Raw genomic sequence first — 25,677 nt, 5'->3', positions numbered from 1 at the left:
CGCTAACTTCGCTTATTATGGGGATCAGTTTCCTGGTTTCAAGGGAACGCAGCCAGATTGTCACTATTCATTTAACGCAAGGACATCCAGATCATGAAGAACCACTTCAAGTGTATAGGCATTGTGGGACACCCTCGTCACCCAACCGCGCTGACCACACATGAAATGCTCTGGCGCTGGCTGTCCGGCAAAGGTTATGAAGTGCTGGTTGAGCAGCAAATTGCTCATGAACTGCAGCTCAGCAATGTGAAGACCGGGACGCTGGCGGAAATCGGCCAGCAGGCAGACCTGGCCGTCGTGGTGGGCGGTGATGGCAATATGCTCGGCGCAGCGCGGACGCTGGCCCGCTACGACATTAACGTTATTGGGATTAACCGCGGTAACCTCGGTTTTCTGACCGACCTCGACCCGGATAACGCGCTACAGCAGCTCGCCGATGTCCTCGAAGGCCACTATATCGCCGAAAAACGCTTCCTGCTGGAAGCGCAGGTATGTCAGCAGGATTGCCAGAAGCGCATCAGCACGGCGATTAACGAAGTCGTCCTGCACCCTGGCAAAGTGGCGCATATGATCGAGTTTGAAGTCTACATTGATGAGGTGTTTGCTTTCTCTCAGCGCTCCGATGGCCTGATTATCTCCACGCCAACCGGCTCCACGGCTTATTCCCTCTCCGCCGGCGGGCCGATCCTCACGCCTTCGCTGGATGCTATCACTCTGGTCCCCATGTTCCCGCATACGCTGTCGGCACGCCCGCTGGTGATCAACGGTGACAGCACGATTCGCCTGCGCTTTTCTCAACGCTGTAGCGACCTCGAGATTAGCTGCGATAGCCAGATAGCGCTGCCGATTCAGGATGGTGAAGATGTGCTGATCCGCCGCTGTGACTATCACCTCAATCTCATTCATCCAAAAGATTACAGCTATTTCAATACATTAAGCACCAAGCTTGGCTGGTCGAAAAAATTGTTCTGATTTTATAGCCAGCCCCTTTACTGGATAAAAAACCACATTATACTGTACGAAAACACAGTAATGGTTTTTCATACAGGAAGGCAGCTATGTTGGCACAACTCACTATCAGTAATTTTGCTATCGTTCGTGAGCTGGAAATCGATTTTCACAGCGGGATGACCGCCATTACCGGCGAGACCGGCGCCGGTAAATCGATCGCTATCGACGCGCTGGGGCTGTGCCTCGGTGGTCGGGCGGAAGCCGACATGGTGCGCAGAGGCGCCAGCCGGGCTGATTTGTGCGCCCGTTTCTCCCTGAAGGACACGCCTGCCGCGCAGCGCTGGCTGGAACAGAACCAGCTTGAAAGCGGGCGTGAGTGTTTACTTCGTCGCGTCATCAGCGCAGACGGCCGTTCTCGCGGGTTTATTAACGGTACGGCAGTCCCTTTATCCCAGCTTCGTGAGCTCGGTCAGCTGCTAATCCAGATCCACGGCCAACATGCCCACCAGTTACTGACTAAACCCGAACACCAGAAAACGCTGCTTGATGGCTATACCGGTGAGTATGCGCTTACTCAGCTTATGGCAGAGCGCTATCGTCAGTGGCATAAAAGCTGTCGCGATCTGGCGCAGCATCAGCAGCAAAGCCAGGAGCGCGCAGCGCGTGCGGACCTGCTGCAATATCAGTTAAAAGAGCTAAACGAGTTCAACCCGCTGTCGGGCGAATTTGAGCAAATTGATGAAGAGTACAAACGCCTTGCTAACAGCGGTCAGCTGCTGACTACCTGCCAGCATGCGCTGACGGTGCTGGCAGACGGCGAAGAATCCAACCTGCAAAGCCAACTCTACGCCGCGAAGCAGCTGGTCAGCGAGCTGGTTGGTATGGACAGTAAGCTCTCCGGGGTACTCGATATGCTCGAAGAAGCGTCTATTCAGCTTAGCGAAGCCACGGACGAACTGCGCCATTATCATGACCGACTCGATCTCGATCCGAACCGCCTGTTTGAGCTGGAACAGCGTATCTCCCGGCAAATTGCCCTCGCGCGGAAGCATCAAATTACGCCCGAAGAGCTTCCTGACCTTTACCAGTCACTGCTGGAAGAACAGCGTATGCTGGATGATAGCGCGGGTTCTCTGGAATCACTCAGCCAGAGGGTTGTGGAGCATCATCAGCTGGCGCTGGATACAGCGAAACAGCTGCATGCCTTACGCCAAAATAGCGCCGATGAGCTGACTCAGCTCATTACGGAGAGTATGCACTCACTTTCGATGCCGCATGGGGTGTTCTCCATTGATGTCGCGTTTGATGAGCGCCATCTTACGGCTGAAGGCGCAGACCATATCGAATTCCGCGTCACCACTAACCCGGGTCAACCGCTGCAGCCGATTGCTAAAGTTGCCTCCGGCGGCGAGCTGTCTCGTATTGCGCTGGCGATTCAGGTCATCACCGCGCGTAAGATGGAAACTCCGGCGCTGATTTTCGATGAAGTGGACGTCGGCATCAGCGGCCCTACGGCGGCGGTCGTCGGTAAGCTGCTGCGTCAATTGGGTGAATCAACCCAGGTGATGTGCGTTACCCACTTACCGCAGGTTGCCGGTTGCGGACATCACCATTTCTTCGTCTGCAAGGAAACCGACGGTGAAATGACCGAGACGCATATGCACCCTCTGGATAAACGCGCTCGTTTGCAGGAACTGGCCCGACTGCTGGGCGGTAGTGAAGTCACTCGTAACACCCTGGCAAACGCGAAAGAGTTGCTCGCCGCGTAAACTTTTTGATTTTCACAGAGTCATAGTGAACAGCAAATTGCCGACAGACCTGCAGCCGAAGGTTCCCAACCGGGCAAAGGTCTATTATCATCGGCATATTACAGATGAGCCACGTACTGCTCGGGCCCAAAAAGGAATCAAATCACTATGCGCTGTAAAATGCTGACTGCTGCCGCAGCGGTTCTTCTTATGTTGACCGCAGGCTGTTCCACTCTGGAACGAGTGGTTTACCGTCCTGACATCAACCAAGGTAACTATCTGGCACCAACCGATGTAGCAAAAATCCGCGTCGGCATGACGCAACAACAGGTTGCCTATGCTCTTGGTACCCCGATGATGTCGGATCCGTTTGGCACCAATACCTGGTTCTACGTTTTCCGTCAGCAGCCTGGGCATGAGAAAGTTACCCAGCAGACGCTTACCCTGACCTTCAACAGCAGCGGTGTGCTGACCAACATTGATAACAAACCTGCCCTGACGGCGGAGTAAAGCTATCAATACGCAAAAAGCGCTCAATGAGCGCTTTTTTTATATCTGCATCTTCGTGCGAAACGGTTACTTTCCGGCGCTTTTCTCCGCCCGCTGCCGGCGCAGCTCTTTTGGGTCAGCAATCAGCGGCCGATAGATTTCTACCCGATCGCCATCGTGGACCCGATCGTGAAGCTTAGACGGGCGGCTATAAATCCCCACTTTGTTCTTCGTCAGATCGATATCATCACGCAGCGCCAGAAGGCCGCTGGCCACGATCGCCTGCTCGACCGTCGCGCCCTCCTCCAGCTTAACGCTTTGCAGATACTGCTTTTCCGGCAATGCGTAGGCCACTTCAACCACGATTTTAGCCGACACTGTAGACCTCTTTAGCGCGGGTCGTGAACGCCTGCACCATATTCATGGCCAGCTCTTTGAAAATGCGACCAAAGGCCATTTCAATCAGCTTATTAGTGAATTCAAAATCGAGATGGAACTCAATTTTGCACGCTTCCGGGCTTAAGGGAATAAACTTCCAGCCGCCAATCAGCTTTTTGAACGGACCATCGACCAGACTCATCAGAATACTTTGGTTACTGGTCAGCGTATTTCGCGTTGTGAAGGTCTTGCTGATACCCGCTTTGGAGACGTCAACCGCCGCGGTCATTTGCGTCGGACCGAGCTCCAGAACCCGGCTACCGGTGCAGCCCGGCAGAAAATCAGGGTAGGACTTCACATCATTTACCAGTTGGTACATCTGTTCCGCACTGAACGGCACCAGGGCGGTACGGCTAATCTGAGGCATAGCAGGTTCCACATATAAACACGGTGTAAATAATATCATTTATCTGCTGCTAAAAAAAACGCTGTACCGCAACTCGTGCTAAGATAGCCCATTACGCCTCGCGGGAAGATTGAGGTACGACTGTTTTAAGACGATGACTTCAGGATACTATGACTAAGAAAAAAGCCCACAAACCTGGATCAGCCACCATTGCGCTGAATAAACGCGCTCGTCATGAATACTTTATCGAAGATGAATACGAGGCTGGTCTTGCCCTGCAGGGATGGGAAGTAAAATCTCTCCGCGCAGGTAAAGCCAACATTGGCGATAGCTATGTCATTTTAAAAGATGGCGAAGCCTATCTGTTTGGCGCCAACTTTACGCCAATGGCCGTTGCTTCCACTCATTACGTTTGCGACCCGACGCGTACCCGTAAGCTTCTGCTCAACCAGCGCGAACTGGATACCCTGTACGGGCGCATCAACCGCGAAGGTTACACCGTGGTTGCTCTTTCTCTGTACTGGAAGAATGCCTGGTGCAAAGTCAAAATCGGCGTAGCGAAAGGTAAGAAACAGCACGACAAGCGTACCGATATCAAAGACCGCGAGTGGGCGGTAGATAAAGCCCGAATTATGAAACACGCCGGTCGTTAATTCCCCTTCCTGTCAGGGTCAGTTTTGCTGGCCCTGATGCTATATCGTTGTTGATGCTGATTTTTCACCCAACCTGACGCCATAATCCTCAAAACGAGGACTGGTAAGCACATTCATAAATCTGTTATACTCACCGTACACATTGGGGCTGATTCTGGATTCGACGGGATTTGCGAAACCCAAGGTGCATGCCGAGGGGCGGTTGGCCTCGTAAAAAGCCGCAAAAAAATAGTCGCAAACGACGAAAACTACGCTTTAGCAGCTTAATAACCTGCTCTGAGCCCTCTCTCCCTAGCTTCCGCTCTTAAGACGGGGATCAAAGAGAGGTCAAACCCAAAAGAGATCGCGTGGAAGCCCTGCCTGGGGTTGAAGCGTTAAAACTAATCAGGCTAGTCTGGTAGTGGCGTGTCCGTCCGCAGGTGCCAGGCGAATGTAAAGACAGACTAAGCATGTAGTACCGAGGATGTAGGAATTTCGGACGCGGGTTCAACTCCCGCCAGCTCCACCAAACATTCATTCATGATGCATCATGAACCTTAAAAAAGCCTGTAACTTCAACGAGTTGCAGGCTTTTTTGTTGCATGTGTGGTCATGATCTCTGTATGAATCTTGAGCATTATGTATCTTGTTTTGTACCGCGTTGCCTGAACGCTAAAAAAACAAGGTGCAAAAACATGCCTAAGGTATTGAAATCCCTAACCAATACCGAGATCGCTGCCGCCAAACCGCAGAAGACTGAGTATATGCTGCGCGATGGCGACGGACTGGCGTTGTTGATTAAGCCATCCGGCAGAAAGATCTGGTACTTCGAATACGCTCCCCCGGCGCTGAAAAAACGGACCAAAATCAGCATTGGCCCCTACCCGGTAGTCACCCTCGCCATGGCGCGAGATTTCAGGTTGCAATACCGGCGTTTACTTGTGCAGGGCATCGACCCGCAGGCCCATCTGGAGCAGGTTGCAGAGGAGCAACGACTCCAGAATGAATGCACGCTGGAAAAAGTTGCGGAACAGTGGCTCAAAGAGAAAAAACGGACCAGCGATCTTAGCGAAGATCACGCCAAAGATGTCTGGCGCTCGCTGGAGATGCACGTCTTCCCTTCTCTGGGCAGTACGCCCGTCACCGAGATCCGCCCTAAGATGCTCAAGGAGCACCTCACACCGCTGGAAGAACAGGGTATCCTCGAAACGCTGCGCCGGGTTATCTCACGACTCAATGAAATCTTCCGCTTCGCCATCTCCGAAGAGCTCATCGAGTTCAATCCAGCTGACAACCTGGTCGCCCGCTTCAAGAAACCGAAAAAGCAGAATATGCCCGCCCTTCACCCCAGCGAACTGGGCAGGCTAATGCTGGCGCTACAGAGCGCCTCTATCCGCAAGGAAACCCGCTGCCTTATCGAATGGGAGCTACTGACCTGGGTTCGCCCCGGCGAAGCCGTTAGCGCCCGCTGGTGCGACATCGATATGAAAAAAGCGGAATGGCGTATCCCTGACACCTTTATGAAGATGAACCGTTCGCACACGGTGCCGCTCAGCAAACAAGCGCTGCGCGTTCTTCAGGTTATGGAACCAGTCAGCCGCCATCGCCCGTGGGTTTTCCCCAGCATCCGCAAACCCCTGGAGCATATGCACCAGCAGACCGCGAACGCCGCGCTTATCCGTATGGGGTTCGGCGGTGAACTGGTCGCCCACGGCATGCGCAGCATCGCCAGAACAGCGGGTGCAGGTCATTTTCCCCGTGAAGTACTGGAATCTGCGCTGGCACACCAGAAAGAAGACGAGATCGAAGCGGCCTACAACCGCAGCGACTATCTGGAACAAAGGCGACCACTGATGCAGTGGTGGGGAAACTACGTTGATGCCGCCAGACGGCAGGCATTGCTCGGTGAAGAAGAACCGCTGCGGATCGTGGAAGGAGAATAATGTGACCAGTCCCATTCGTCAGAATCTGTTTGAACGGGAATGTGATATGCCGCTGCTGGAAGCGCGGCATCTCGCCCTTCTGCTTCTCGGCCTCGATGCTTCCCAACCAGCAAACGCCCTGCCGGAAGAACATCAGGAGAATTACCGTATCCTGCACGATGCCATCAGCCGCACTATCAAAGCCACTGGCATGGTCAGCGCCCCGGCGAACAAACGCATGTTCTATGCCGATGAAATGTTCGCGCTAGCCTGGCGGCTTATTGATGACGAACTGACGCCACCAGAAGTGAAAGACCGCAGCCTGAAGGCGGTGATGAAACTGTCGCGTAATAGCCGTGGCCGCAAGTGGCTGAAGACGCTCGGCGACGATGCGCTGCCGGATATCACTACTTCAGCACAACCTTCCCAGCGTGGGATACATAAGCGCGACAAGGCACGGGAGAATACTGCCAGGCTCTGCTGGTTACTGGTTCAACTTCTGGTTGAGGAGACTGACGGACGGTATGGGACGTCTGATAAACCGGCTTCGGATCGGATACTTCGAAAGCTGAAGGCTCTGGCGCAGGAGCGGGAATTGTCGTCAGATGGACTTGGGCGGGGGACATTTTATGAGGTGATGAAGATGGGGCGGGAAAAGGAATGTAGTTAGTTGATGTTTGCTAATGGGTGTAGAAAGCCAGTTAAATTTTGAAACTTATTATATAGTTAGTCAACTTGGCAGCAGCTCTCATAAAGATTAATGTGGGTACTCCTGCAAAGACTCAATCCTCAACTAACTGATAGTTGTACTTAATACTGGAAGTAAATCAGTGTGATGATGACACAGCGATGGTCAGCAAGGTAGGTCCGCACATCCGAGGGGTAGGACAAGGAAAGTATGCTGCGTATAATGTTTGAAACTGAACTTAGAACCTGAGTACCTAAAATTGAAAGCTATTGATTTATTTGCCGGCGCAGGAGGATTTTCACTCGCTGCATACAGGACCGGTATTGATGTTCAGGTTGCAATCGAGCTGGATAAGCTTGCGTCAGAAACCTATCACAGAAACCTAGTTGAAAATTATGAAACTCAGACTCAGGTTTTTACTCAAGACATCAATGATGTTGATATAGATTCTCTAATGAGGTTTCAGGGGGTGAAAGCTGGGGAACTGGATCTCATTTTGGGAGGCCCGCCTTGTCAAGGTTTTTCGACGCATCGGATTAATGATGCAGGAAAAGATGATCCTCGAAACGCTTTGTTGCTCCGTTACTTTGATTTTGTCGAAAAATTCAGACCAAAGATTTTTCTAGTTGAAAACGTACCTGGCCTTCTCTGGCCGCGTCATGCCGAGTATCTGACTCAATTTTTCTCATTAACACATGAGCATGGCTATCGAGTGATTGGTGGAAAACCTTTCATTCTTAATGCAAGGGATTACGGTGTCCCACAAAACAGAAGGCGAGCTTTCATACTAGCGGTTAGATCGGATATAGATACCAGCGGTTTTGTATGGCCTCCCGAACCTACCCATACCAAAACTGGCAAACAAGAATGGGTCACATCTTCTTGCGTTTTCGAACGCCCGCCGGAGTCGACTTTAATTGAATTCAGAGAGCGATTAGTCGAAAAATTCAACATGTCGATTGAGCTTGCAGAAAATCGTCTAAAACAATTGCAATGGGGTTCACCGATCCCCAAAGAAGATCCATGTAATGTTCATATGGAACATTCAGCTGAAATGCAGTTGTTGTTTAAAAATACGCCATTACTAGGAGACAGAACCGAATCTGGGAGACAACTTGCCTGCCACAAGAACTACAGTGGTCATCTGGACGTGTATGGTCGGATTTATCCACATTTGCCTTCGAACACAATAACCACTGGTTGTAACAACCCGTCGAAGGGGAGATTTGTCCATCCTTGGTTGCATCATGGTATTACATTAAGACATGCAGCCCGTTTACAAACATTTCCTGATGACTATATTTTTCATGGTGGAACGATGGCCATTGCCAAACAAATAGGTAATGCCGTTCCCGTAAAATTAGGTGAAGCATTACTTAAATCGATTATTAATTTGCTATCAATACAGAAAATTGAAGTCGATTCGGCTAAATGTGGATATATTGATTATGATAAGGAATGCATTTGATGACTGATCATGTCACTTTTCAAACTAGGGCAAGGACAATTGACCATCTAGGCCGAGAGCAGATAGCCGATTGCCCTACAGCTATTTCTGAATTATGGAAAAATGCTTATGATGCCTATGCACGTGATGTAGCCCTTCATATTTTTGATGGTGATCTCAACGTTTCAGCCATAGTCGATAATGGTCACGGGATGAATCGGGATGAGTTTGAGTCGAAATGGCTTGTTGTTGGTACTGAGTCCAAAATAAATGGATTCAATATTCCTGAAGATGATCGAGATGGTTTGCCTGAACGGCCTAAACAAGGTCAAAAAGGTATAGGACGCTTATCCTCAGCCGCTATCGGACCTCTATTACTGCTTATATCAAAAAGGAAAAATAGCGATTTTGTTGCTGCACTTATTGACTGGCGTTTATTTGAAAATCCCTTTTTATTCTTAAGTGATGTTCAAATACCAGTTAGAGAATTTAGTCATAAAAATGAGCTTTGTGAAATACTTCCCCTTTTGTTTGACCAGATGATGGGGAATGTATGGGGAGACTCTCATGATCTTGAGCGAACCAAGAGAATTGCAGCAGCATGGGATTCTTTTAGTCGTCAAGAGTTAGAGGATGGTTTAGACATCACAACTCAAAAGAAAATAGAGCAAACCCTGATCCAGGATGTTTTTAAAGAAAAACATTTTAGTAAATGGTCAGTATGGAATGGCGAGTCATTACATGGAACGGCTATGTTCATTGCAGATGTGCAATATGACTTATACATACAACTTTCAAATGCAGATCTTAACCAAACTGATGATGCGGAAAAAAGTACCCGGGAGCGTTTTTTCCAAACGCTTTCAAACTTCACCGATCCATTTTCGAAAAATGGCGAACCATTAATTAGTGATTTTAACTACAGCGTAACTGGTTGGGTTAATGGTTTGCCTAAAGTAATTATAGGTGAAAATCGCGAATTTGATTTACGAAACTTAGAAGACTTAGAACATATCATTGAAGGAACTGTTGATAACGAGGGATACTTTAAGGGACGAGTAAAAGTTTTTGGTGAGTGGATTGAAGATTATGTCATAAAACCAAAGCAAATATACAAAACAAGAAAAGACAGTGCTTTTGGCCCATTCCATCTGCGAATCGGAGCATTTGAACTGAATATTAACAGCACATCACTCAATGATTCACAGCATGCTCATTTTATGGAACAGTCTGAAAAATATTCAGGCTTCAGAGTGTATCGAGATGGTTTGCGAGTAATGCCATATGGACGTGCTGATAGCGATTATTTCTCTATTGAAGAGCGTCGTTCAAAAAATGCTGGTAGATATTTTTGGTCAGGTCGCCGTATGTTCGGGCGTATCGCCATTACTCGTCATGACAATCCTAATTTAAAAGATAAAGCAGGACGCGAAGGATTTATTGAAAACAGAGCATCTAAAATATTCCGTGAAATTGTTCAAAAAATATTGATCGATTCTGCTGATAAACATTTCGGCAGTTATTCTAAGGGAAGAGGCGAAGCTTTAGAAGATATTAGGGAAAAGAAAACCCTACAAAAAGCTATAGATGATCGCAATAAATTGCTTTCCAAAGAAAGGAAAAGAATACGCACATCCATAAAGAATAACTTAAATCCCTTACACAATTTAGCATTAACAATCTCCGATTTTAGTAAAAACTTAGAAAATCGAATAAATCTAAATTCAATCGATGATCTCCAAGCCTTAAAGGGAACTGTAGATGATTTTTCTGAGCAGATTCAAGGATTTTCTTTAAGTCCAATACCTACTAATTTAGGCAGATTAGAAGAGGACTATCGCGCTTACAGAAAGGAAGAGCTTCAATGCAAAGAAATGATAAAAGGACTTACATGTCTAATCAACAGAGCAATAGAAGAGTCTACTGACAAGAGCGAATACGAGAAAGCAAGCGAGGTTTATCGAAGTAAGGTCGCTAGTATTAATAATAGTATTACAAAGTACGCTTCTCGAGGTAAAGATATGCTTGTGAAGCAACAAAGCGAGTTCGAGGAGCTAGTTAAGAATTGTCGCGAGCAATACAAAATTGCAATGGAAGATAGCCTTGAAGACCTAAATCTTCAGAAAGTTTCCCTCGCCTATGTACTTGAGAAACTAGATGCAGAACATCAAAAAATAGAAATAGAAAATGCACAGAAACTTTCCCCTTATATAACTGCTTTAGAAAGAATTAATGAGCAGATTGATTTGGAGGGATTGGCAATACATAGCATGAATGAGTCTGTTAGGTATCAAGAGGAAATAACTCGACTTCATTCCTTAGCACAACTTGGTATCACAGTAGAAATTATTGGGCATGAACTTGATGGGCTAGACCAGGAACTCACGCATGCTCTCAAAATGATGAGCAATACTGAGCTTACAGACTTCCAGAGAAAAAATTTAGAACTGGCACTTACATACCATGAATCTTTAATAGATAAGTTAAAGTTTCTATCTCCTTTAAAACTTTCCGGTAAAAAGGAAGTACAACGAATTACAGGTTATGATATAAGTGAATATGTGAGAGGATATTTCGCTAAACATTTCGAGAATGGCAATATAATATTCACATGTACTCCTGAGTTCAATAATATATCTCTTATGGAACTACAATCACGTATTTATCCTGTTTTTATTAATTTGATAAACAACTCAGTATATTGGGTACAACGACAAAACAGGGCTGATAAAGAAATAATTCTATCATTCAAGGATGATGAGATAATTGTTAGTGATAATGGTCCCGGTGTTGATGAAGATGATATAGATAGTCTGTTTACGCTCTTCTTCACCCGTAAGCAAAGAGGTGGACGAGGAGTCGGCCTTTATCTCTGCAAGCAGAATCTTATGGCTGGTGGGCATAGTATACGCTATGAAACCAGAAATGATTTTAAAACTCTTTGTGGTGAGAACTTCGCTCTTTCGTTGAAAGGATTGATAAAATGACTGATTCGACAATTACATATTCTTCTTTAATAGAAGAAGCATTTATAAAACCTATCAGAAATGTCACAGTCATTGATGATGAATATCCGACTCTTCTATCATTAATAGAGTCACAATTTTCTGGTTCGGTTCCCCCCCCTGAAAACAGCACTGTTGATGCAAATATAGAGCGGTTAAAGAAAATCATTAATATGTGTCATACAACATACCAGTGGGGTATTGATGTTTTTAGCGGGCGCTACCCTGCTATTGGAGGGGATAGTAACGTCCCACCACATATACATCATAGTGATTTAGTTATATTAGATTATCATTTGGATGGTGAACCTTCAATTGATGATGGAACACGAGCAAGAGAAATAATAAAGTCTCTTGATGATAATAATCACTATAATTTAATTTTGGTACACACGAAGGGCTATGCTGATGATATAAAGAAAGTATTTATTGAAATCCTTTGCGAACTAATAACGATAGATTTCAGTAATGAGCTAAAACCCTCAGATAACACTATCAGTAGAATGAATGATTGGCTTGATGATAACAATGATGGAGCGGATTACTCATGGATTAATAGCTCCCTGGATTTGCTTCCAATTTTAACTTCTTATAAAAACAATAACAGCTCTGTTTTTTTAAATATAGAAAATGAAGAACATACCATGCATGGTTTTCATTCACAAATCACTGAACTTTCTATGGAAACTGGTATAGATGTTAACGAATTAGTTAAATGGAAATTTCAGGACTTATTAAGAAGAAAAATAAATTTAGAGAAAGAGATCCGTCCTGATTTTGAATGGGATTGGAGTGAAGAATCAAATTTCATAAGCACAGGTAAAACATTTATATCAGTAATAAAAAAAAGCTCAGATGATCCAGCTGAAGAGTTGATCGGTTCATTACATGCAGCATTAGTCAAACGAAATGCTTCACCAATGCATCTACTTATGGCCAAAATGCGTTATGAACTAGATGAAAAAGGTATTGAGCAGGCATGCAAAATTATAAATAATAGGCCAGCCCAAGCTGGATGGCTCTTTAATCTCCTGGAGAACGCTGATAATGATTCTGCCCACGATAAAGCAATTAATCTTCATTGGGAGCAGTTAGCGACAGCCTCTCGATTAGAGCTTAGGGATTTTTCTAAAAAAATCATTAAAGCTGCGGGTTGCGAGACATCTCAAGATAATAAGGAATTTGTCAAAGGTTTCTTTAGCGAGTGCATGATAGATAGAGATAAGACTTTAGGTCTTTTAAACGCTTACAGTTGCTCGATGTCAGTAAACAATAATCATTTAAAAACTGGAACTATATTAAAAATTGGAGATGAAAAATGGGTGTGTGTTACCCCTGCTTGTGATATGGTGCCAGGTCAGAGAGTGAAGCAGTGGCAATCTCGTATAGGAGACTCTTATTTAGCCTTTAAGGCAGTTAAATTAGAATCCGTCCCCATTAAGGATGCTAATAAAAATGCGAATCGAAATGAATATCTTTTCTTGAATGATGGAGATACTCCCTTAGCTTATTCTCTAGGAAAGGACAATATCGTATGGGACACTTTTTTTGCAAGTGGCCAAGGAAATTATAAAGACGAACAATCAATAACCCTATATGCTGCAAGAGAAGAAATTTCAGAAGATAGCAAAGCACTGGTAATGAAAGAAGTGAGGGCAGTTGCAATTGCTGAATTACGATATGAATATGCATTAAATATATTACATAAATTTGGGGCATCTCAAACTCGTGTAGGTCTTGATTTTCAGGATATTAGGAGCATGTGGGCCTAACTAACGACAAAATTTATGGAAGTGTCAACGTCGTTTGGTGCTTCCATATTAATCTAGCAGATTAATCATACAATACTCATATTTACAGTAACTATGCCGTGTCACTTGCAATTTCTAGATTATTTCTTATTCCTCTTTATAACTATCATCTCACTGGATATTTAACTGCTGACTGCTTTTTATGGATATTACGAATAATTTCAAATTTGGTGCTCACCCTTTGATTTGAATGATTCGTACTAGCATATTCTTCCTGCTCATATTTGAGTGTGAAGTCGTGACAGTTGTTGTGGATTGTTTACAGCCGTGCACCGCCATTCGTTAACCTATGTATGTAGGGGTTTGATTGTTCAAGATAGAATAAAACCATTTATTTTCAATTAATTATTGAAAATCATTAGTTCTGACAGCAAATAACTTCTTCCCGGACTCATTACTTTCTATCCGGACTTCACTTTTTCACCCGGACCTATACCTCCCCTCCCCGTTCCGCGCTATAACCGCCTCGACACTCTGTTCCCGTGAGGTGCAATCATGAAAACCCGTGCTGACAGTAACGATGCTTTTCCCGAAAGCGGTAATGTGCGTATGCGTCAGGTGGTCCAGTTTCTGGCGATGAGTGAATCGTCGGTTTACCGCCTGATTAAAGACACCGACTTTCCCCGCCCCGTCCACCTCTCTTCCCGACTGGTGGTCTTCGATGCTGCTGAAATCCGCCGGTGGCAACAGCGCCGCACCGCCATCCGTTAATCCACGCTCAGGGATGAGCCGACCGATACCCCATCATGAAACGCGCCCCTTTTCTCAACAAGCAGTCTCCCGAGCGCACGCTCGAGGTGGTGATCCTGGCCGGAAGCCTGGCATGGGAGACCTCACGCGTCTGGCGAAAAGATCCCGACTGGGAAGATGATATTCCTCCGGTGGTGCTCGGCCCGGATGAACTGGCCGATCTGGACAACCTGACCATTATCAGGCCCGACACGTTCTATGCCCGTGTACTTCGTACCGGCGATATACGCGAAGAAGACCTGCTGAAAATCGCCGTAAAACTGGCACACGCGGGTGTGCAGATGGCGCGGCTGATGACCCCCGACGGTGAGTTAGTGGAGAACTGGACCGGGCAGCTTGCACGCCTGCGACAGGAAAGGCCTTCTGACATCCTGCCGGATCACTTCCGCCTCGATGAAGAAGCGCTATGGTTTGACAAGCTCACCGAACGCCGGGACGGTGAAAGCGACGTCCAGCCCCAGCGCATCTGTTCCCCTCTGCGCGTCACCGCCATCACCTGCGACAGCCATGACGGCAGCTATGGCCGCCTGCTGGAATGGCACACCACCACCGGGCAGTTGCGGCGCTGGGCCATGCCAATGGCTATGCTCAGCGGCAACGGCGAGGAGCTGCGGCGCATCCTGCTGGAGAACGGCCTGACCTACATCTCCACCCGCCCCGCCCTGCGCAGCCTGTTATGTGAATATATCTCGCGGTCACTCCCCGGACGCCGGGTCACCTGCGTGGAGAAAACCGGCTGGCACAATGGCGTGTATGTGCTGCCGGATGAGGTTATCGGTCCCGATGGCGACAATGGCATCCTTCAGGGCAGCCACTACCTGACTGGCGGCTTTGCACAGGGCGGTACTCTGGCGGAGTGGCAGGAGCAGGTCGCCGCACTATGTGCAGGCAACTCGCGGCTGGTCTTTGCCGTCTGCTGTGCGCTGGCCGCCCCGCTGCTGCGCCTGACCGGAACGGGTGGTGGCGGTTTTCACCTGCGCGGTGAGTCCACCGACGGCAAAACCACGGTGATGAAGGTGGCCGCCTCCGTCTGTGGCGGCACGGACTACTGGCACTCCTGGCGGGCCACCGGGAATGCGCTGGAAGGAATTGCCAGCCGCCACAACGATGCCCTGCTGCCGCTCGATGAACTGCGCGAGGTGGATCCGCGGGAAGCCGGAATGATTGCCTATATGCTGGCGAACGGCCAGGGTAAGGGGCGCGCCCGCACCGACGGCGAAGTACGCAACCGCAGGCACTGGACGCTGCTGCTGTTCTCCACCGGGGAGCTGTCGCTGGCGGAACATACCGAACGCGCCGGAGAACGCCTCTACGCCGGAATGGACGTGCGCATGGTACAAATCCCCAGCGACACCGGGCAGCATGGTGCGTTTGAGCAGCTACACGGTTTTGCCAGCGGCCAGCAATTTGCCGATGCCCTCTGCGACCGGGTAGCCCGCTTCCACGGCACCGCCTTTCGTGCCTGGCTAGCCTTCCTCACCCACGACATGGACACCAGCACCACGCTGGCAAGAGAATTACTTCGCCGCTACCAGACCGCCCTGATGCCGGAGAATGCCGGAAACCAGGTGCAGCGCATCGTGGCCCGCTTTGCGCTGCTGGCGGTGGCCGGAGAGATGGCAACATTGCACGGCATCACGGGCTGGCAGGAAGGCACGGCGTATGAGGCGATCCAGATCTGCCTGCACGCCTGGCTGAACGAGCGCGGCCATATTGCCAACCAGGAGGATGAAGGCGTGCTGGCGCAGATCAAGCGGTTCATCACCGCGCACCAGTACAGCCGTTTTGCCTCGTGGGATGGCCCGGACCGCCCGCTGAATATGGTGGGCTTTCGCCGGGTGGAAAAAGATCCGCTGACGGGCGAGGAATACACACTGTTTCACATCCTGCCGGAGGGCTGGCGGGAAATGTGCCGGGGATTCAGTCCCGCCAGAGCGGCGAGATTATGCCAGGAAGCAGAATGCCTGCTGCCCGGCAGCGAAGGGAAATACCAGTCGCAGGTTCGCCTGCCGGAGATCGGCAAAGCCAGGGTTTACCGCCTCACCTCCCGCATCCTCAGTATCTGAGTGCCATCTCGCGTGTCTTAAAAAAAGGTGGTACAGGGTGGGACAAGTGGTACACGCAGAGCTGGCGCGGGTTACAGCGTCCCACCTTACAGTATTTGGTTTAAAAAAGTGGTACAGGGTGGGACAGCCGTTGCTAATTCTGTCCCACTTTTCAGACTGGCATTTTTCAGGTGGTACAGCGCAAAGCCACGGCTGGCGCGGTTGTACCACTTGTCCCACCTGTACCACCTCAAAAACATAAGGAATGAAAATGGCGAAAGGGGACAGCAAAGGCAAAGGGTGAAAGGAAGGGAGAATAAGGGGAACGGGCTTGCCCTTTAAGGATTTGGTGAAAACAGTAATGTACGGCCCGGATTATTCTTCTTAAAACGGTGATACTGAAGGATCAATTCTGCAAGCTCATCGTCTACAGCATAAAAATACGCTTCCGGTACATCAAGCGCTGCCGCCAGCTTACAGACAAGCTTGAAATCGGGTGCATGGACTTCCTTTTCATACGAACTGATACGCGCGCTTGCGGATTCTTCATCCAGCCCTGCGAGTACACCCAGTTCCGCTTGCGTCAGATCAGCCCTGACTCTTGAAATCTTTAATCTTTTACCAATCACGATTGCCACCCTGCACCTGAACATGCAGGAATTATCCCTTTCTGGGCAGCAACCATCTTCAGGCATTCCCTTACCTATTCATGTATTACTTGAATTTTGATTACATTTAGAGCAATATTCAAGAATTGCGTGATTTATCACGGTTAAAAAGAGAAAACCGATGAAAAAGTCAACAACCAAAGACTGGCACCCCGCCGACATCGTTGCCGCCTTACACAAACGTGGTACCAGTCTGGCGAAACTCTCGCGGGAAGCGGGACTGGCCTCGTCAACGCTGTCGAATACCCTGACGCGCCCGTGGCCGAAAGGCGAGTGGCTGATTGCCATTGCGCTCGACGTGCATCCATCAGCGATCTGGCCCGCCCGTTACCTCAATGCCAGTAACAAACGTGAACCCCGTAAACCGCTTCACCCCATGACAACAACCGACAACTCCGGGACATAACGACCCGCGCTGTGAGTGGCAGGACGCATTAACCAACGACACCTGACAGGAGAGTTGTTTATGCACACCGAACCACAACCATGCACCATCGCACTGAGTACAGGAGGCCGCCATGTTTCTGGTCTCCCTGGCTGAAGGCTTTATCCACCTGTTCCAGGCCGCAGGCAAAATCTTCCTCGACATGATGACCGGGCTTATCCCGATGCTCATCTGCCTGCTGCTGGCCATCAATTTCCTGATGAAGCTGGTCGGCACCGTGCGAATGGAGAAAGTTGCCACCCTGCTCGGCCGCTCGCGCATTCTCACCTACGGCGTGCTGCCGGTACTCGGCTGGTTCTTTATGAGCAGCCCCGGTGCGCTGACGCTCGGCAAGCTCTTACCTGAGAAGAGCAAGCCCGGTTATGAAGATGCGCTCGGCACCACCGCCCATCCGCTCACCAGCCTGTTTCCCCATGTCGTGCCGTCGGAGCTGTTCGTCTGGCTCGGCGTCGCTGCCGGGATCCAGGCGCTCGGTCTCCCGGTCACCTCACTGGCGCTGCGCTATATCGCGGCCGCCATGGTGATTGGCCTGATACGCGGGATTATCACCGAGTACCTGTTCCTGCGTTTAAGCAAACGGGGGAGCGTGCCATGATGACCTACCGTGCACATATCGTCGCCGTCGGGGTATTTGTTGCCGACGGTCTGACCGACAAAATGCTCATCACCTTCGACAGCAACGGGCCAAAGGACTGTCTCGATTACTCGCTGTCGCTGGAGACCTTATTGCGGGAAGAGAGCCTGTTCATTCTGCCCGGTGACACTCTGTTACTGGCCGGGTGCAGCTATCTCATTACCGCCGTGGGCAAAGAGGCGCAGCAGGCGCTGTTTGAACTCGGCCACCTGACCATGAAGTTTGACGGCGGGCTGAATGCCTTCCATCCCGGCGTGGTCCACCTCTCCGGTCCGTTGCCTGCGCTTGCGTCCCTCCACGGGGAACTGGTGATTGCGGAGGGACGCCCATGAACACGGTGCTCATTCCTCCCGGCCCCGGCGGCTATGGCAAGGGGCTGTGGCTACCTGTCGCCAGCGGCAAAAAGGTGCTGTCGCTGACCGGACGCGAAATCCATCCCGTCGCGATAGAAATCGGCGCACTCACCGAATCGGAAATCGTCAACGGCTTCTCAGACATTCCACCGGATAACGACATCCTGTGCGTGGTGATTAACTGCGCCGGGTCGCTGAGATGTGGCCTGTATCCGCAGAAAGGCATCCCGACCATCAACGTGCTGCCTACCTGGCGCGCCGGGCCGCTGGCGCAGTTTATTACCGAGGATAACTACGTTTCCGGCGTGACGATGGAGCAACTGGTTCTGGTCGATACCGCCGAAGCCCCGGACGATGAACCAGAGTCCGTGCCTGTCGCTGCACCACGGGTTATCACCACGCCGCCACCGCCGCGCGACACGGAGAAACTGGTGCGCATGGTCGAACAGACCGGTACCGCCGTCGGCCATGTTATCGCCCTGCTGTTCGCCGCCAGCCGCGAGGCGGTGGACGTGTCCCTGCGCAACGTCATTCCGTTTATGGCCTTTGTCTCGCTGCTGATAGCCCTGGTGCAGGAGACCGCACTCGGTAGCCTGATTGCCCATGCCCTGACGCCGCTGGCGAACTCGCTATGGGGGCTGGTGCTGCTGTCGCTCATCTGTGGCATTCCGTTCCTCTCCCCGGTGCTCGGGCCGGGTGCGGCCATCTCGCAGGTGATTGGCGTGATGATTGGCACCCAGATTGGCGCAGGCGCAATATCCCCGGCCTTCGCCCTGCCCGCTCTGTTCGCCATCAATGTACAGGTCGGCTGCGACTTCGTGCCGGTGGGACTTTCCATGCAGGAAGCGAAGCCGGAGACCATCGCAAAAGGTGTACCCGCCTTTCTGCTGTCGAGACAACTGACCGGACCGCTTGCGGTAATAGTCGGCTGGTTGTTTTCCCTGGGCTTATTCTGAGGACTCAATGATGAACAAAATCAGAGCCGCCGTGGTCGGCGCAGGTATCTACGGCAAGCACCATATGAACGCGTACCGCCATAACCCGGACACGGTGCTGGTCGCCATCTGTGACACCGACACAGAACGCTGCGACGACCTCGCCATGGCCTACGGCGTGATGGGCTACACCCGGCTGGATGTCCTGTTACAGGAGGAAGCCGTCGACGTGGTTTCGGTGGCGACACCGGACCCGTACCACACCGAATCCATCCTCACCGCCCTGCGCCACGGCAAACATGTGCTGGCGGAGAAACCGCTCGCCACCTCGGTACGCGAGTGCGAGCTTATCGTGGAGATGGCGCAGCAGCGGGACCTGCTGGTCGGCGTCGATTTCCACAAGCGCTGGGACCCGGCGGTGATGCGCATCCAAGCTGAACTGGAGAAGCCGGAAGCCGGGCGCATCCTGCGCGGGCATATCAGCATGGACGATGTCATCATCGTGCCGACAGAGTGGCTGAACTGGGCTGGCGCAAGCTCCCCGGTGTGGTTTCTCGGCTCACACTGCTTTGACCTGGTGCGGCACCTTTCAGGTCAGGAAGTGGTATCGGTGTATGCCGCCGGGCAGAAGCGGCTGATGGCCGAATGCGGCCTCGACACCTTCGACAGCGTACAGAGCCTGCTGACGATGGCCGACGGCAGTTCGTGGGTGGTCGAGAACTCGTGGGTGCTGCCGGAAGGCTTTCCGAAGGACAACGACGGGCGTATTGATATCCTCTGTGAGGCAACCTATATCCGCAGCACGTCGCAGCATCGCGGGCTGGAAATCACCACGCCGGGGATGACGCTCACCCCCAACAGCTATTTCATCAACTACCGCAACGGCGTTGCCAGAGGTTTTGGTATCGATCCGATCAATGACTTTGTGCGGGCGGTCATACATAAAGCGCCGTACCCGGTCACCGCAGAGGATGGGCTGGCGGTCAGCCGTATTTGTGAGGCGGTGCACCGCAGTCTGGAGAGCGGGAAACCTGAAGATGTTTAAACAAACGGCACAGGGTAGCTCCCTGTGCCAGTTCCATATGATTTTGCTAATTCTACTCACTGGTCTATTCACTCGTCAGGCTTTGGCCCGCAGATATATTAATGTTTTCCATCCTGCCGCAACAAAACCCCACACACGATTGTATGTTTTTTAGTCATTAAGGTGAATAGAGGTATTTTATGGCTATGACCTTTTTCACCTTCCTGCCAATAGTATCATGCTAAACCTCTCATCTATGTTTATTGCGCCAATAATAGTCAACAAGTATTTCAAAAAAGTCCCAAGCAAATTATAATGTTGGAGTTTCATAATGTCCCTTTAAAAACCATTTTAAGAAGAGCTATTATGTCCCTCCCTACAAATTTTAATGATATTCTTCGTCTTTTTGAAAAAGATTACGATACAGCCAAAGAAGATAATGCCTTAAGTGCACGCGGCCAATTTCTGCAACTTTACCCCCTTAATCGCCTAAAAAAAATGACGCTTGATGACTATGTCATCGGCAAAGGCACGGCCTCATTTTGTGCTTGTGTTGAAGTAAAAACCAGAACATGGGCAAATATGCAAGGTGCGACGGCGCTCAAATTTGGTATTTATTATGGAAAATCAAAATCAGATCCAACCGTCCGCTATCGTTTTACTCAGAAATTTGGCGATGATGATAGTACTAATAAAGAAGTTTTCGCTAATGTTAAAGACGCTTTACTAGACCTAATACAGTCAGGGAAAGAATTAGATTTTAGAGCGATTGACGAGAACCCCCTATCCCAAATGTTTAAGGCTAAAATATTGAGCCTTTACTTTCCAGAACACTTTATAAACATTTGCAGCAAAGATCATCTTAAAGAAATTGCTATGGAAATGGGTATAAAAGAGCAACAGTTTATTAGTAAATATCAACATTTGTTATTCAAGAAAAAACTAGAGCATAAAATCACCCGAAACTGGAGCAATCCAAAATATATGTCCTTCCTTTATGCCCAGTTCATACGTAAGGATCTTAGCAGCGCTCCTGCTGTGATAGTTAAAAAACCACAAAAAAGAAACCATCCCGAAGTCAATTTTGAAGAAATAACGGACAATCGTGATTTAATAGGCAAAAAAAGCGAAGAATATGCATTAAACTGGGAAAAAAACCGCCTAATCGGTCTCGGCTATTCAAAACTAGCTGAGGAAATAGATGATCGCCGTAATCGTCCAACTTATGGTTACGACTTTCTTTCTTTTAATGCCCCAGGTGATGAGCGATACATCGAAGTTAAATCAATTGGCCGAGATGGAAAAGAGGGAGCATTCCGTTTTTTCCTCTCAGGAAATGAACTCACCGTTTCTAATTTAAGTAACCACCGTAAAAACTATTATTTTTATCTTGTACAGTATGGGAAAGATGGAGAGCCATGCAATCTATATGTAAAACATGCTCAAGATCTTTACACTAAGAGTGAAATGTCCCCTTGTGCTTACGTTGTTAGGTTCGATCTGGAAGAACCTGCTTAATAGTTTCGACAACCTCCAGCTCATAACTTTAAAAGTGTGAAATCAGGCGCAGAGTCACCTGCGCCTTCACCTCAGTGATGCTGCAACAACACCTGTGAAATCTTCCTCGCTTCACCTGCCGGATCCACCGCATGCGTGATCGCTGATCCCACAATCACCACATCCGGGCCTAACAGCGCATAGTCCTTTACCGTCTGGCTGCTGATGCCGCCTGCCACGGCAATCCGGGCTTTCCGGCGCGCCTTCAGCATCGTTATCAAATCATCAATCGGCTTGCGCCCTGCCGCCTGCTGGTCGGTGCCTGTGTGTACCGCCAGCATATCCGCGCCCGCCTCTTCCAAGAGGCGGACCCGCGCGGGCAGATCGTCGACGCAGATCATATCCACCACCACCTGCTTTCCGACCTCTTTTGCCGCGCGGATGCACGACTGGATAGTCAGCACGTCAGTCACGCCTAACACCGTGACATAGTCTGCCCCGGCGTCGAAAAGCAGCTGCGACTCAAAATGGCCGCCATCCATAATTTTCGCATCCGCCAGCACTTCCTTATGCGGGTATTTTTCTTTAATGGCTTTAATCGCGTTCATGCCTTCCCGAATAAGAAAGGGGGTACCCACTTCAATAATATCAACGTCGTCAACCACCTTCTCAATAAATACCAGCGCTTCAGGCAGGGTTAACTCGTCCAGGGCAAGCTGTAATTTCATGTTGGTTTCCTTGTATCGAATGACTATTCGAGGTTGGCGTGCAGCGCAAAGCCTTTGGTTAAGCGATATCCCGTCGACTGGGCCAGATTCACAATCATGGCGTCGCCCAGCACCATGACCGCCTCTTCAAACAGGCTGCCGCCGGGCAGAATACCTTTCACATTCTCAGGTCCATCCGGCAGTTTGTCGGAATAGGCCGGGATCCTGATCACCACCTCCGCCAGTTTCCCCAGCGTGGACTCGGGGAAAATGGTCAGCAAGGCCACAGTGCCGCCCAGTTGTTTCGCTTTCGTAGCCACATTCACCAGCGAAGCCGTTTCGCCCGATGCGCTGACCAGCAGCAGCAGGTCGCCTTTTTGCAGCGCAGGCGTCACCACATCGCCGACAACATGCACCTTCAAGCCGATATGCATCAGGCGCATCGCAAAAGCTTTCAGCATTAACAGCGAACGCCCTGCACCAAAAACAAATATCGCGTTCGCGTCAGCAATGGCCTGCTCCAGACGCGCCAGCGCAGCGCCATCAATCCGCGACATCGCCTGATTCAAGTCGCTACAGGCGACGCCTGCAACAGATTGCGTTTCCATCATGCGTCCTCCTGACTGAGCGGGAATAAATCATCCTGATACTCGAGCATCCCCATGATTTCCCGGACATAGTTATCGACATGCCCCAGAAAATGGAAACGTTCCGGTGCGGCGCGATAGCGTTGATAAAGCGGCGTATCGAAGGTGATGCCAAGATGCGGGTTCTCTTTGACGGTGGCGAATTTGATGTGCGGAATATGCGGGTAGTAATGATTTTTGCGCACGCAGAGCTGCCCGTTCTCCTCCACGATGTAGCAGGCCATACCGTGGTAAAACTGCACTGTGTCGTAGTGAACCGCACAGGGTTTATAGGCCAGGTTGCTGAACACCAGCGGCCCGTCGCCGATATTGATGGAGCAGTGGCCGTAATTCGGCGGCACGATAATGCTCTGCCCCTCCTTCACCACCGCCACGATAAGATCGTCCACCAGCAGATCTTTTGGCGCGACGGCAAAATCCGGCGACTTTTGCAGAATATATGCCGCTGTCCCCTTAATCACTTCGTACACTTCCGGATGGGTGTTGCGCCGCGTGTCGTTATAGCCGTGATAATGGCCGCTGGTTTTCTTGCGCTCCTTGCCAATCGTTCCCGGCATGATGATGGTGATGTCATACTGGTATTGGTCGGCAGCAAGCCGTTCCTGATCCTCCGCAAAGCTGAGCCCGCGATAAACATCGTAAGCCGGTTCATCACATAGCGCTTCGGTGAACTCCGGTAAGACCACCGCCATCTGCCCGGCGTTTTTGCGACCAAAGCCGAGATAGTTCAGCGGGGGTTTCAGCGCCATCACGCCGTCGTCATCGAGGTATAGCGGTAAGCCGCTGTGGTGTAGCTGTTTCATTTTGCCTCCTGTGTATACGCGTTAGCTGCGCGGATCGCCTCTTTCAGCCGATCGGATTTCATGCCAAAGACACTCTGGATATTGTTCCCGACCTCGACGACACCCGCCGCGCCAAGCTGTTTCAGCAGCGCCTTGTCCACCAGCGTCTTATCCGTCACGTCAATGCGAAGACGCGACATGCAGGCCTCGATGCTGGTCATATTCCCCAGCCCGCCATAGGCCAGAATGATGCCGCTCACCAGGTCGTTCTGTTCGCTTGCCTGCGCCACCGCGCTTTCTTCGACCTCACGCCCCGGCGTCAGCAAATTCCAGCGGCGGATGGCAAAGGTAAACAGGGCGTAGTACAACGCTCCCATCACCAGCCCGACCGGGAACACCATGTACCAGTGAGGTGCGCGTGGCAGGACGCCAAAGAAGAGATAGTCGATAAGCCCGCCGGAGAAAGAGAGCCCGATGTGCACGCTGAACCACTCCATCAGCAGGAACACCAGCCCCGCCAGGACGGCGTGAATGCCATACAGCACGGGCGCAACAAACAGGAAGGAGAACTCAATCGGCTCGGTGATGCCGCAGACAATGGAAGTGATCGCGCCAGAGAGCATAATGCCCTTCACCCGCGCTTTGTTTTCCGGGCTGGCACAGCGGTAGATCGCCAGCGCAATCGCCGGAATACAGAACATTTTGATCGGCGTCAGCCCGGCCATAAAGGTTCCGGCGGTAATCGGCACCTGATCTTTCAACTGGGCAAAGAAGATAAGCTGGTCGCCATGCACCACCTGCCCGGCTTTGTTCACGTACTCGCCAAACTGCAGCCAGAACGTCGGCCACCAGACATGGTTAAGACCAAACGGGATCAGCAGCCGCTCGACAAAACCGAACAGGAAGGCGGACACGCCCGGCCCCTGCACCGTCATGGTATTCGACAGGCCATTAATCAGATGCTGAACCGGCGGCCAGACCACCGCCATCACCAGCCCGACAAACAGCGCGGCGAAGGAGGTGACTATCGGCACGAAGCGCTTGCCGGAAAAGAACTCCAGCCACGAAGGAAGCTGGATGCGGTAATAGCGTTTATACAGCCAGGCGGCGATAATCCCGATAATGATGCCGCCAAACACGCCGGTCTGGAGCGAAGGGATGCCCAGCGCCAGCGTGTAATCACGCACCTGCGCCACCGACTCGGGCGTGATCCCCAGAAACTGGCCGATGGTGACGTTCATAATCAGAAACCCGGCGATCGCCGACAGCCCGGCAATGCCCTGATCATCACTAAGTCCCACCGCCACGCCGACCGCAAACAGCAGCGGCAGGTTAGCGAAAATCGCACTGCCCGCTTCCGCCATCAGCTTCAGCACGTGTACCAGCCAGTCAGCGCCGAGAAACGGCAGGCTGGCGACAATATTGGGATCCTGAAAGCTGACGCCGAAGGCCAGCAAAATACCGGCGGCAGGCAGCATGGCAATGGGGATCATTAACGATCGCCCGATGCTTTGTAACATTTGCAGAAGGTTGAATCTTTTCATCTCGATCTCCTGAGCGCGTCTTTATGACAGGGATTCGCACAACAGCAGGTTCTGCTCCGAACACCTTCAGTATCCGAACCCGAGATGCTTAAAAAAACAGCAATCGAAGACGAAAGTTATTTCCGGTTTTCGCTTAAAACCGGAAAATTTATGAGGACAATCACGCCAG

At 50.3% G+C, this 25,677-nt stretch carries 24 protein-coding genes and 1 other RNA gene; 18 read left to right on the top strand and 7 right to left on the bottom strand.

Translation table 11 applies throughout. The annotated features are described in order from the left end of the window. The first annotated feature begins 93 nt into the window (after positions 1 to 93). From nadK to bamE, 3 genes are all read left to right on the top strand, one after another. Positions 94 to 972 carry an NAD(+) kinase gene (gene nadK, locus ABLV30_RS22920; protein WP_004123797.1) on the top strand — a complete coding sequence of 293 codons (879 nt, stop codon included), beginning with the start codon at positions 94 to 96 and terminating at the stop codon, positions 970 to 972. A gap of 86 nt (positions 973 to 1,058) precedes the next feature. After that, the gene (recN, locus tag ABLV30_RS22915; RefSeq protein WP_148851929.1) at positions 1,059 to 2,720 is read left to right on the top strand and encodes a DNA repair protein RecN; all 1,662 of its coding nucleotides are present in this window, start codon (positions 1,059 to 1,061) and stop codon (positions 2,718 to 2,720) included. A gap of 147 nt (positions 2,721 to 2,867) precedes the next feature. Then, the gene (gene bamE / locus ABLV30_RS22910) at positions 2,868 to 3,209 is read left to right on the top strand and encodes an outer membrane protein assembly factor BamE (protein WP_004123807.1); all 342 of its coding nucleotides are present in this window, start codon (positions 2,868 to 2,870) and stop codon (positions 3,207 to 3,209) included. A 66-nt stretch (positions 3,210 to 3,275) separates the two neighbouring features. Here the strand turns inward: bamE and ABLV30_RS22905 are convergent, their stop codons facing one another. Beyond that, complete coding sequence (locus tag ABLV30_RS22905; RefSeq protein ID WP_128334942.1) at positions 3,276 to 3,566, bottom strand: RnfH family protein; 291 nt, start codon at positions 3,564 to 3,566, stop codon at positions 3,276 to 3,278. Continuing rightward, positions 3,556 to 3,993 carry a type II toxin-antitoxin system RatA family toxin gene (locus ABLV30_RS22900; protein WP_004123817.1) on the bottom strand — a complete coding sequence of 146 codons (438 nt, stop codon included), beginning with the start codon at positions 3,991 to 3,993 and terminating at the stop codon, positions 3,556 to 3,558. The genes ABLV30_RS22905 and ABLV30_RS22900 overlap by 11 nt, the downstream gene beginning before the upstream one ends. A gap of 149 nt (positions 3,994 to 4,142) precedes the next feature. Here ABLV30_RS22900 and smpB point away from each other — a divergent pair, with 149 nt between their 5' ends. From smpB to ABLV30_RS22855, 9 genes are all read left to right on the top strand, one after another. After that, on the top strand, positions 4,143 to 4,625 hold the full coding sequence (gene smpB, locus ABLV30_RS22895) for an SsrA-binding protein SmpB (RefSeq protein WP_004104655.1): 483 nt from the start codon (positions 4,143 to 4,145) through the stop codon (positions 4,623 to 4,625). Between the two features lie 144 nt (positions 4,626 to 4,769). After that, positions 4,770 to 5,133, top strand: a transfer-messenger RNA (tmRNA) gene (ssrA, locus tag ABLV30_RS22890). A 166-nt stretch (positions 5,134 to 5,299) separates the two neighbouring features. After that, positions 5,300 to 6,547, top strand: a complete 1,248-nt coding sequence (locus tag ABLV30_RS22885; RefSeq protein WP_182409820.1) for an integrase domain-containing protein — start codon at positions 5,300 to 5,302, stop codon at positions 6,545 to 6,547. A gap of 1 nt (position 6,548) precedes the next feature. Next, positions 6,549 to 7,196 (top strand): hypothetical protein, encoded by a 648-nt coding sequence (locus ABLV30_RS22880; RefSeq protein WP_209419752.1) that lies wholly within the window; start codon positions 6,549 to 6,551, stop codon positions 7,194 to 7,196. A 277-nt stretch (positions 7,197 to 7,473) separates the two neighbouring features. Continuing rightward, entirely contained in the window at positions 7,474 to 8,682 is a 1,209-nt protein-coding gene (locus tag ABLV30_RS22875) for a DNA cytosine methyltransferase (protein WP_209419751.1), read from the top strand. After that, on the top strand, positions 8,682 to 11,648 hold the full coding sequence (locus ABLV30_RS22870; protein WP_348865679.1) for an ATP-binding protein: 2,967 nt from the start codon (positions 8,682 to 8,684) through the stop codon (positions 11,646 to 11,648). The genes ABLV30_RS22875 and ABLV30_RS22870 overlap by 1 nt, the downstream gene beginning before the upstream one ends. Then, positions 11,645 to 13,438 (top strand): response regulator receiver domain, encoded by a 1,794-nt coding sequence (locus ABLV30_RS22865; RefSeq protein ID WP_348865678.1) that lies wholly within the window; start codon positions 11,645 to 11,647, stop codon positions 13,436 to 13,438. Before ABLV30_RS22870 ends, ABLV30_RS22865 begins: the two co-directional genes overlap by 4 nt. A gap of 534 nt (positions 13,439 to 13,972) precedes the next feature. Then, entirely contained in the window at positions 13,973 to 14,188 is a 216-nt protein-coding gene (locus ABLV30_RS22860) for an AlpA family transcriptional regulator (RefSeq protein ID WP_209419748.1), read from the top strand. Positions 14,189 to 14,223: 35 nt separating this feature from the next. Then, positions 14,224 to 16,293 carry a DUF927 domain-containing protein gene (locus ABLV30_RS22855; protein ID WP_265800437.1) on the top strand — a complete coding sequence of 690 codons (2,070 nt, stop codon included), beginning with the start codon at positions 14,224 to 14,226 and terminating at the stop codon, positions 16,291 to 16,293. A 317-nt stretch (positions 16,294 to 16,610) separates the two neighbouring features. On the opposite strand, the gene ABLV30_RS22850 is transcribed toward ABLV30_RS22855, so the two are convergent. Beyond that, positions 16,611 to 16,967 carry a helix-turn-helix transcriptional regulator gene (locus ABLV30_RS22850; RefSeq protein ID WP_096903694.1) on the bottom strand — a complete coding sequence of 119 codons (357 nt, stop codon included), beginning with the start codon at positions 16,965 to 16,967 and terminating at the stop codon, positions 16,611 to 16,613. Between the two features lie 94 nt (positions 16,968 to 17,061). Between ABLV30_RS22850 and ABLV30_RS22845 the strand changes: the two genes are divergently transcribed. The 6 genes from ABLV30_RS22845 to ABLV30_RS22820 all read left to right on the top strand — a co-directional run bounded on the left by ABLV30_RS22845 (position 17,062) and on the right by ABLV30_RS22820 (position 21,849). Next, the gene (locus ABLV30_RS22845) at positions 17,062 to 17,346 is read left to right on the top strand and encodes a transcriptional regulator (RefSeq protein ID WP_265800434.1); all 285 of its coding nucleotides are present in this window, start codon (positions 17,062 to 17,064) and stop codon (positions 17,344 to 17,346) included. Positions 17,347 to 17,458: 112 nt separating this feature from the next. After that, positions 17,459 to 17,980 (top strand): PTS glucitol/sorbitol transporter subunit IIC, encoded by a 522-nt coding sequence (locus ABLV30_RS22840; protein WP_265800432.1) that lies wholly within the window; start codon positions 17,459 to 17,461, stop codon positions 17,978 to 17,980. Then, positions 17,977 to 18,351 carry a PTS glucitol/sorbitol transporter subunit IIA gene (locus ABLV30_RS22835; protein ID WP_265800430.1) on the top strand — a complete coding sequence of 125 codons (375 nt, stop codon included), beginning with the start codon at positions 17,977 to 17,979 and terminating at the stop codon, positions 18,349 to 18,351. The genes ABLV30_RS22840 and ABLV30_RS22835 overlap by 4 nt, the downstream gene beginning before the upstream one ends. Continuing rightward, positions 18,348 to 19,328 (top strand): PTS glucitol/sorbitol transporter subunit IIB, encoded by a 981-nt coding sequence (locus ABLV30_RS22830; protein WP_265800428.1) that lies wholly within the window; start codon positions 18,348 to 18,350, stop codon positions 19,326 to 19,328. The genes ABLV30_RS22835 and ABLV30_RS22830 overlap by 4 nt, the downstream gene beginning before the upstream one ends. A gap of 10 nt (positions 19,329 to 19,338) precedes the next feature. After that, entirely contained in the window at positions 19,339 to 20,352 is a 1,014-nt protein-coding gene (locus ABLV30_RS22825; RefSeq protein ID WP_265800462.1) for a Gfo/Idh/MocA family oxidoreductase, read from the top strand. A 294-nt stretch (positions 20,353 to 20,646) separates the two neighbouring features. After that, on the top strand, positions 20,647 to 21,849 hold the full coding sequence (locus ABLV30_RS22820; RefSeq protein WP_045333261.1) for a DUF3883 domain-containing protein: 1,203 nt from the start codon (positions 20,647 to 20,649) through the stop codon (positions 21,847 to 21,849). 71 nt (positions 21,850 to 21,920) lie between these two features. Here ABLV30_RS22820 and hxlA read toward each other — a convergent pair whose 3' ends face one another. From hxlA to ptsG, 4 genes are read right to left on the bottom strand one after another with little or no spacing between them, the layout of a single operon-like run. Further along, the gene (hxlA, locus tag ABLV30_RS22815) at positions 21,921 to 22,556 is read right to left on the bottom strand and encodes a 3-hexulose-6-phosphate synthase (protein ID WP_167820571.1); all 636 of its coding nucleotides are present in this window, start codon (positions 22,554 to 22,556) and stop codon (positions 21,921 to 21,923) included. Positions 22,557 to 22,579: 23 nt separating this feature from the next. Then, positions 22,580 to 23,143 (bottom strand): 6-phospho-3-hexuloisomerase, encoded by a 564-nt coding sequence (gene hxlB / locus ABLV30_RS22810; protein ID WP_167820656.1) that lies wholly within the window; start codon positions 23,141 to 23,143, stop codon positions 22,580 to 22,582. Further along, positions 23,143 to 23,985, bottom strand: a complete 843-nt coding sequence (locus ABLV30_RS22805; RefSeq protein ID WP_265800424.1) for a glucose-6-phosphate isomerase family protein — start codon at positions 23,983 to 23,985, stop codon at positions 23,143 to 23,145. Before ABLV30_RS22805 ends, hxlB begins: the two co-directional genes overlap by 1 nt. Further along, a complete protein-coding gene (gene ptsG, locus ABLV30_RS22800) occupies positions 23,982 to 25,508 on the bottom strand; it encodes a glucose-specific PTS transporter subunit IIBC (RefSeq protein ID WP_167820573.1) in 1,527 nt (508 codons plus the stop codon). Before ptsG ends, ABLV30_RS22805 begins: the two co-directional genes overlap by 4 nt. Positions 25,509 to 25,677: the final 169 nt, after the last annotated feature.

Source organism: Klebsiella sp. CN_Kp113 (assembly GCF_040064585.1).
GTDB lineage: Bacteria > Pseudomonadota > Gammaproteobacteria > Enterobacterales > Enterobacteriaceae > Klebsiella > Klebsiella michiganensis.
Note: the sequence above shows the minus strand (reverse complement) of the source record. Positions and strands in the feature narration are given on the sequence as shown.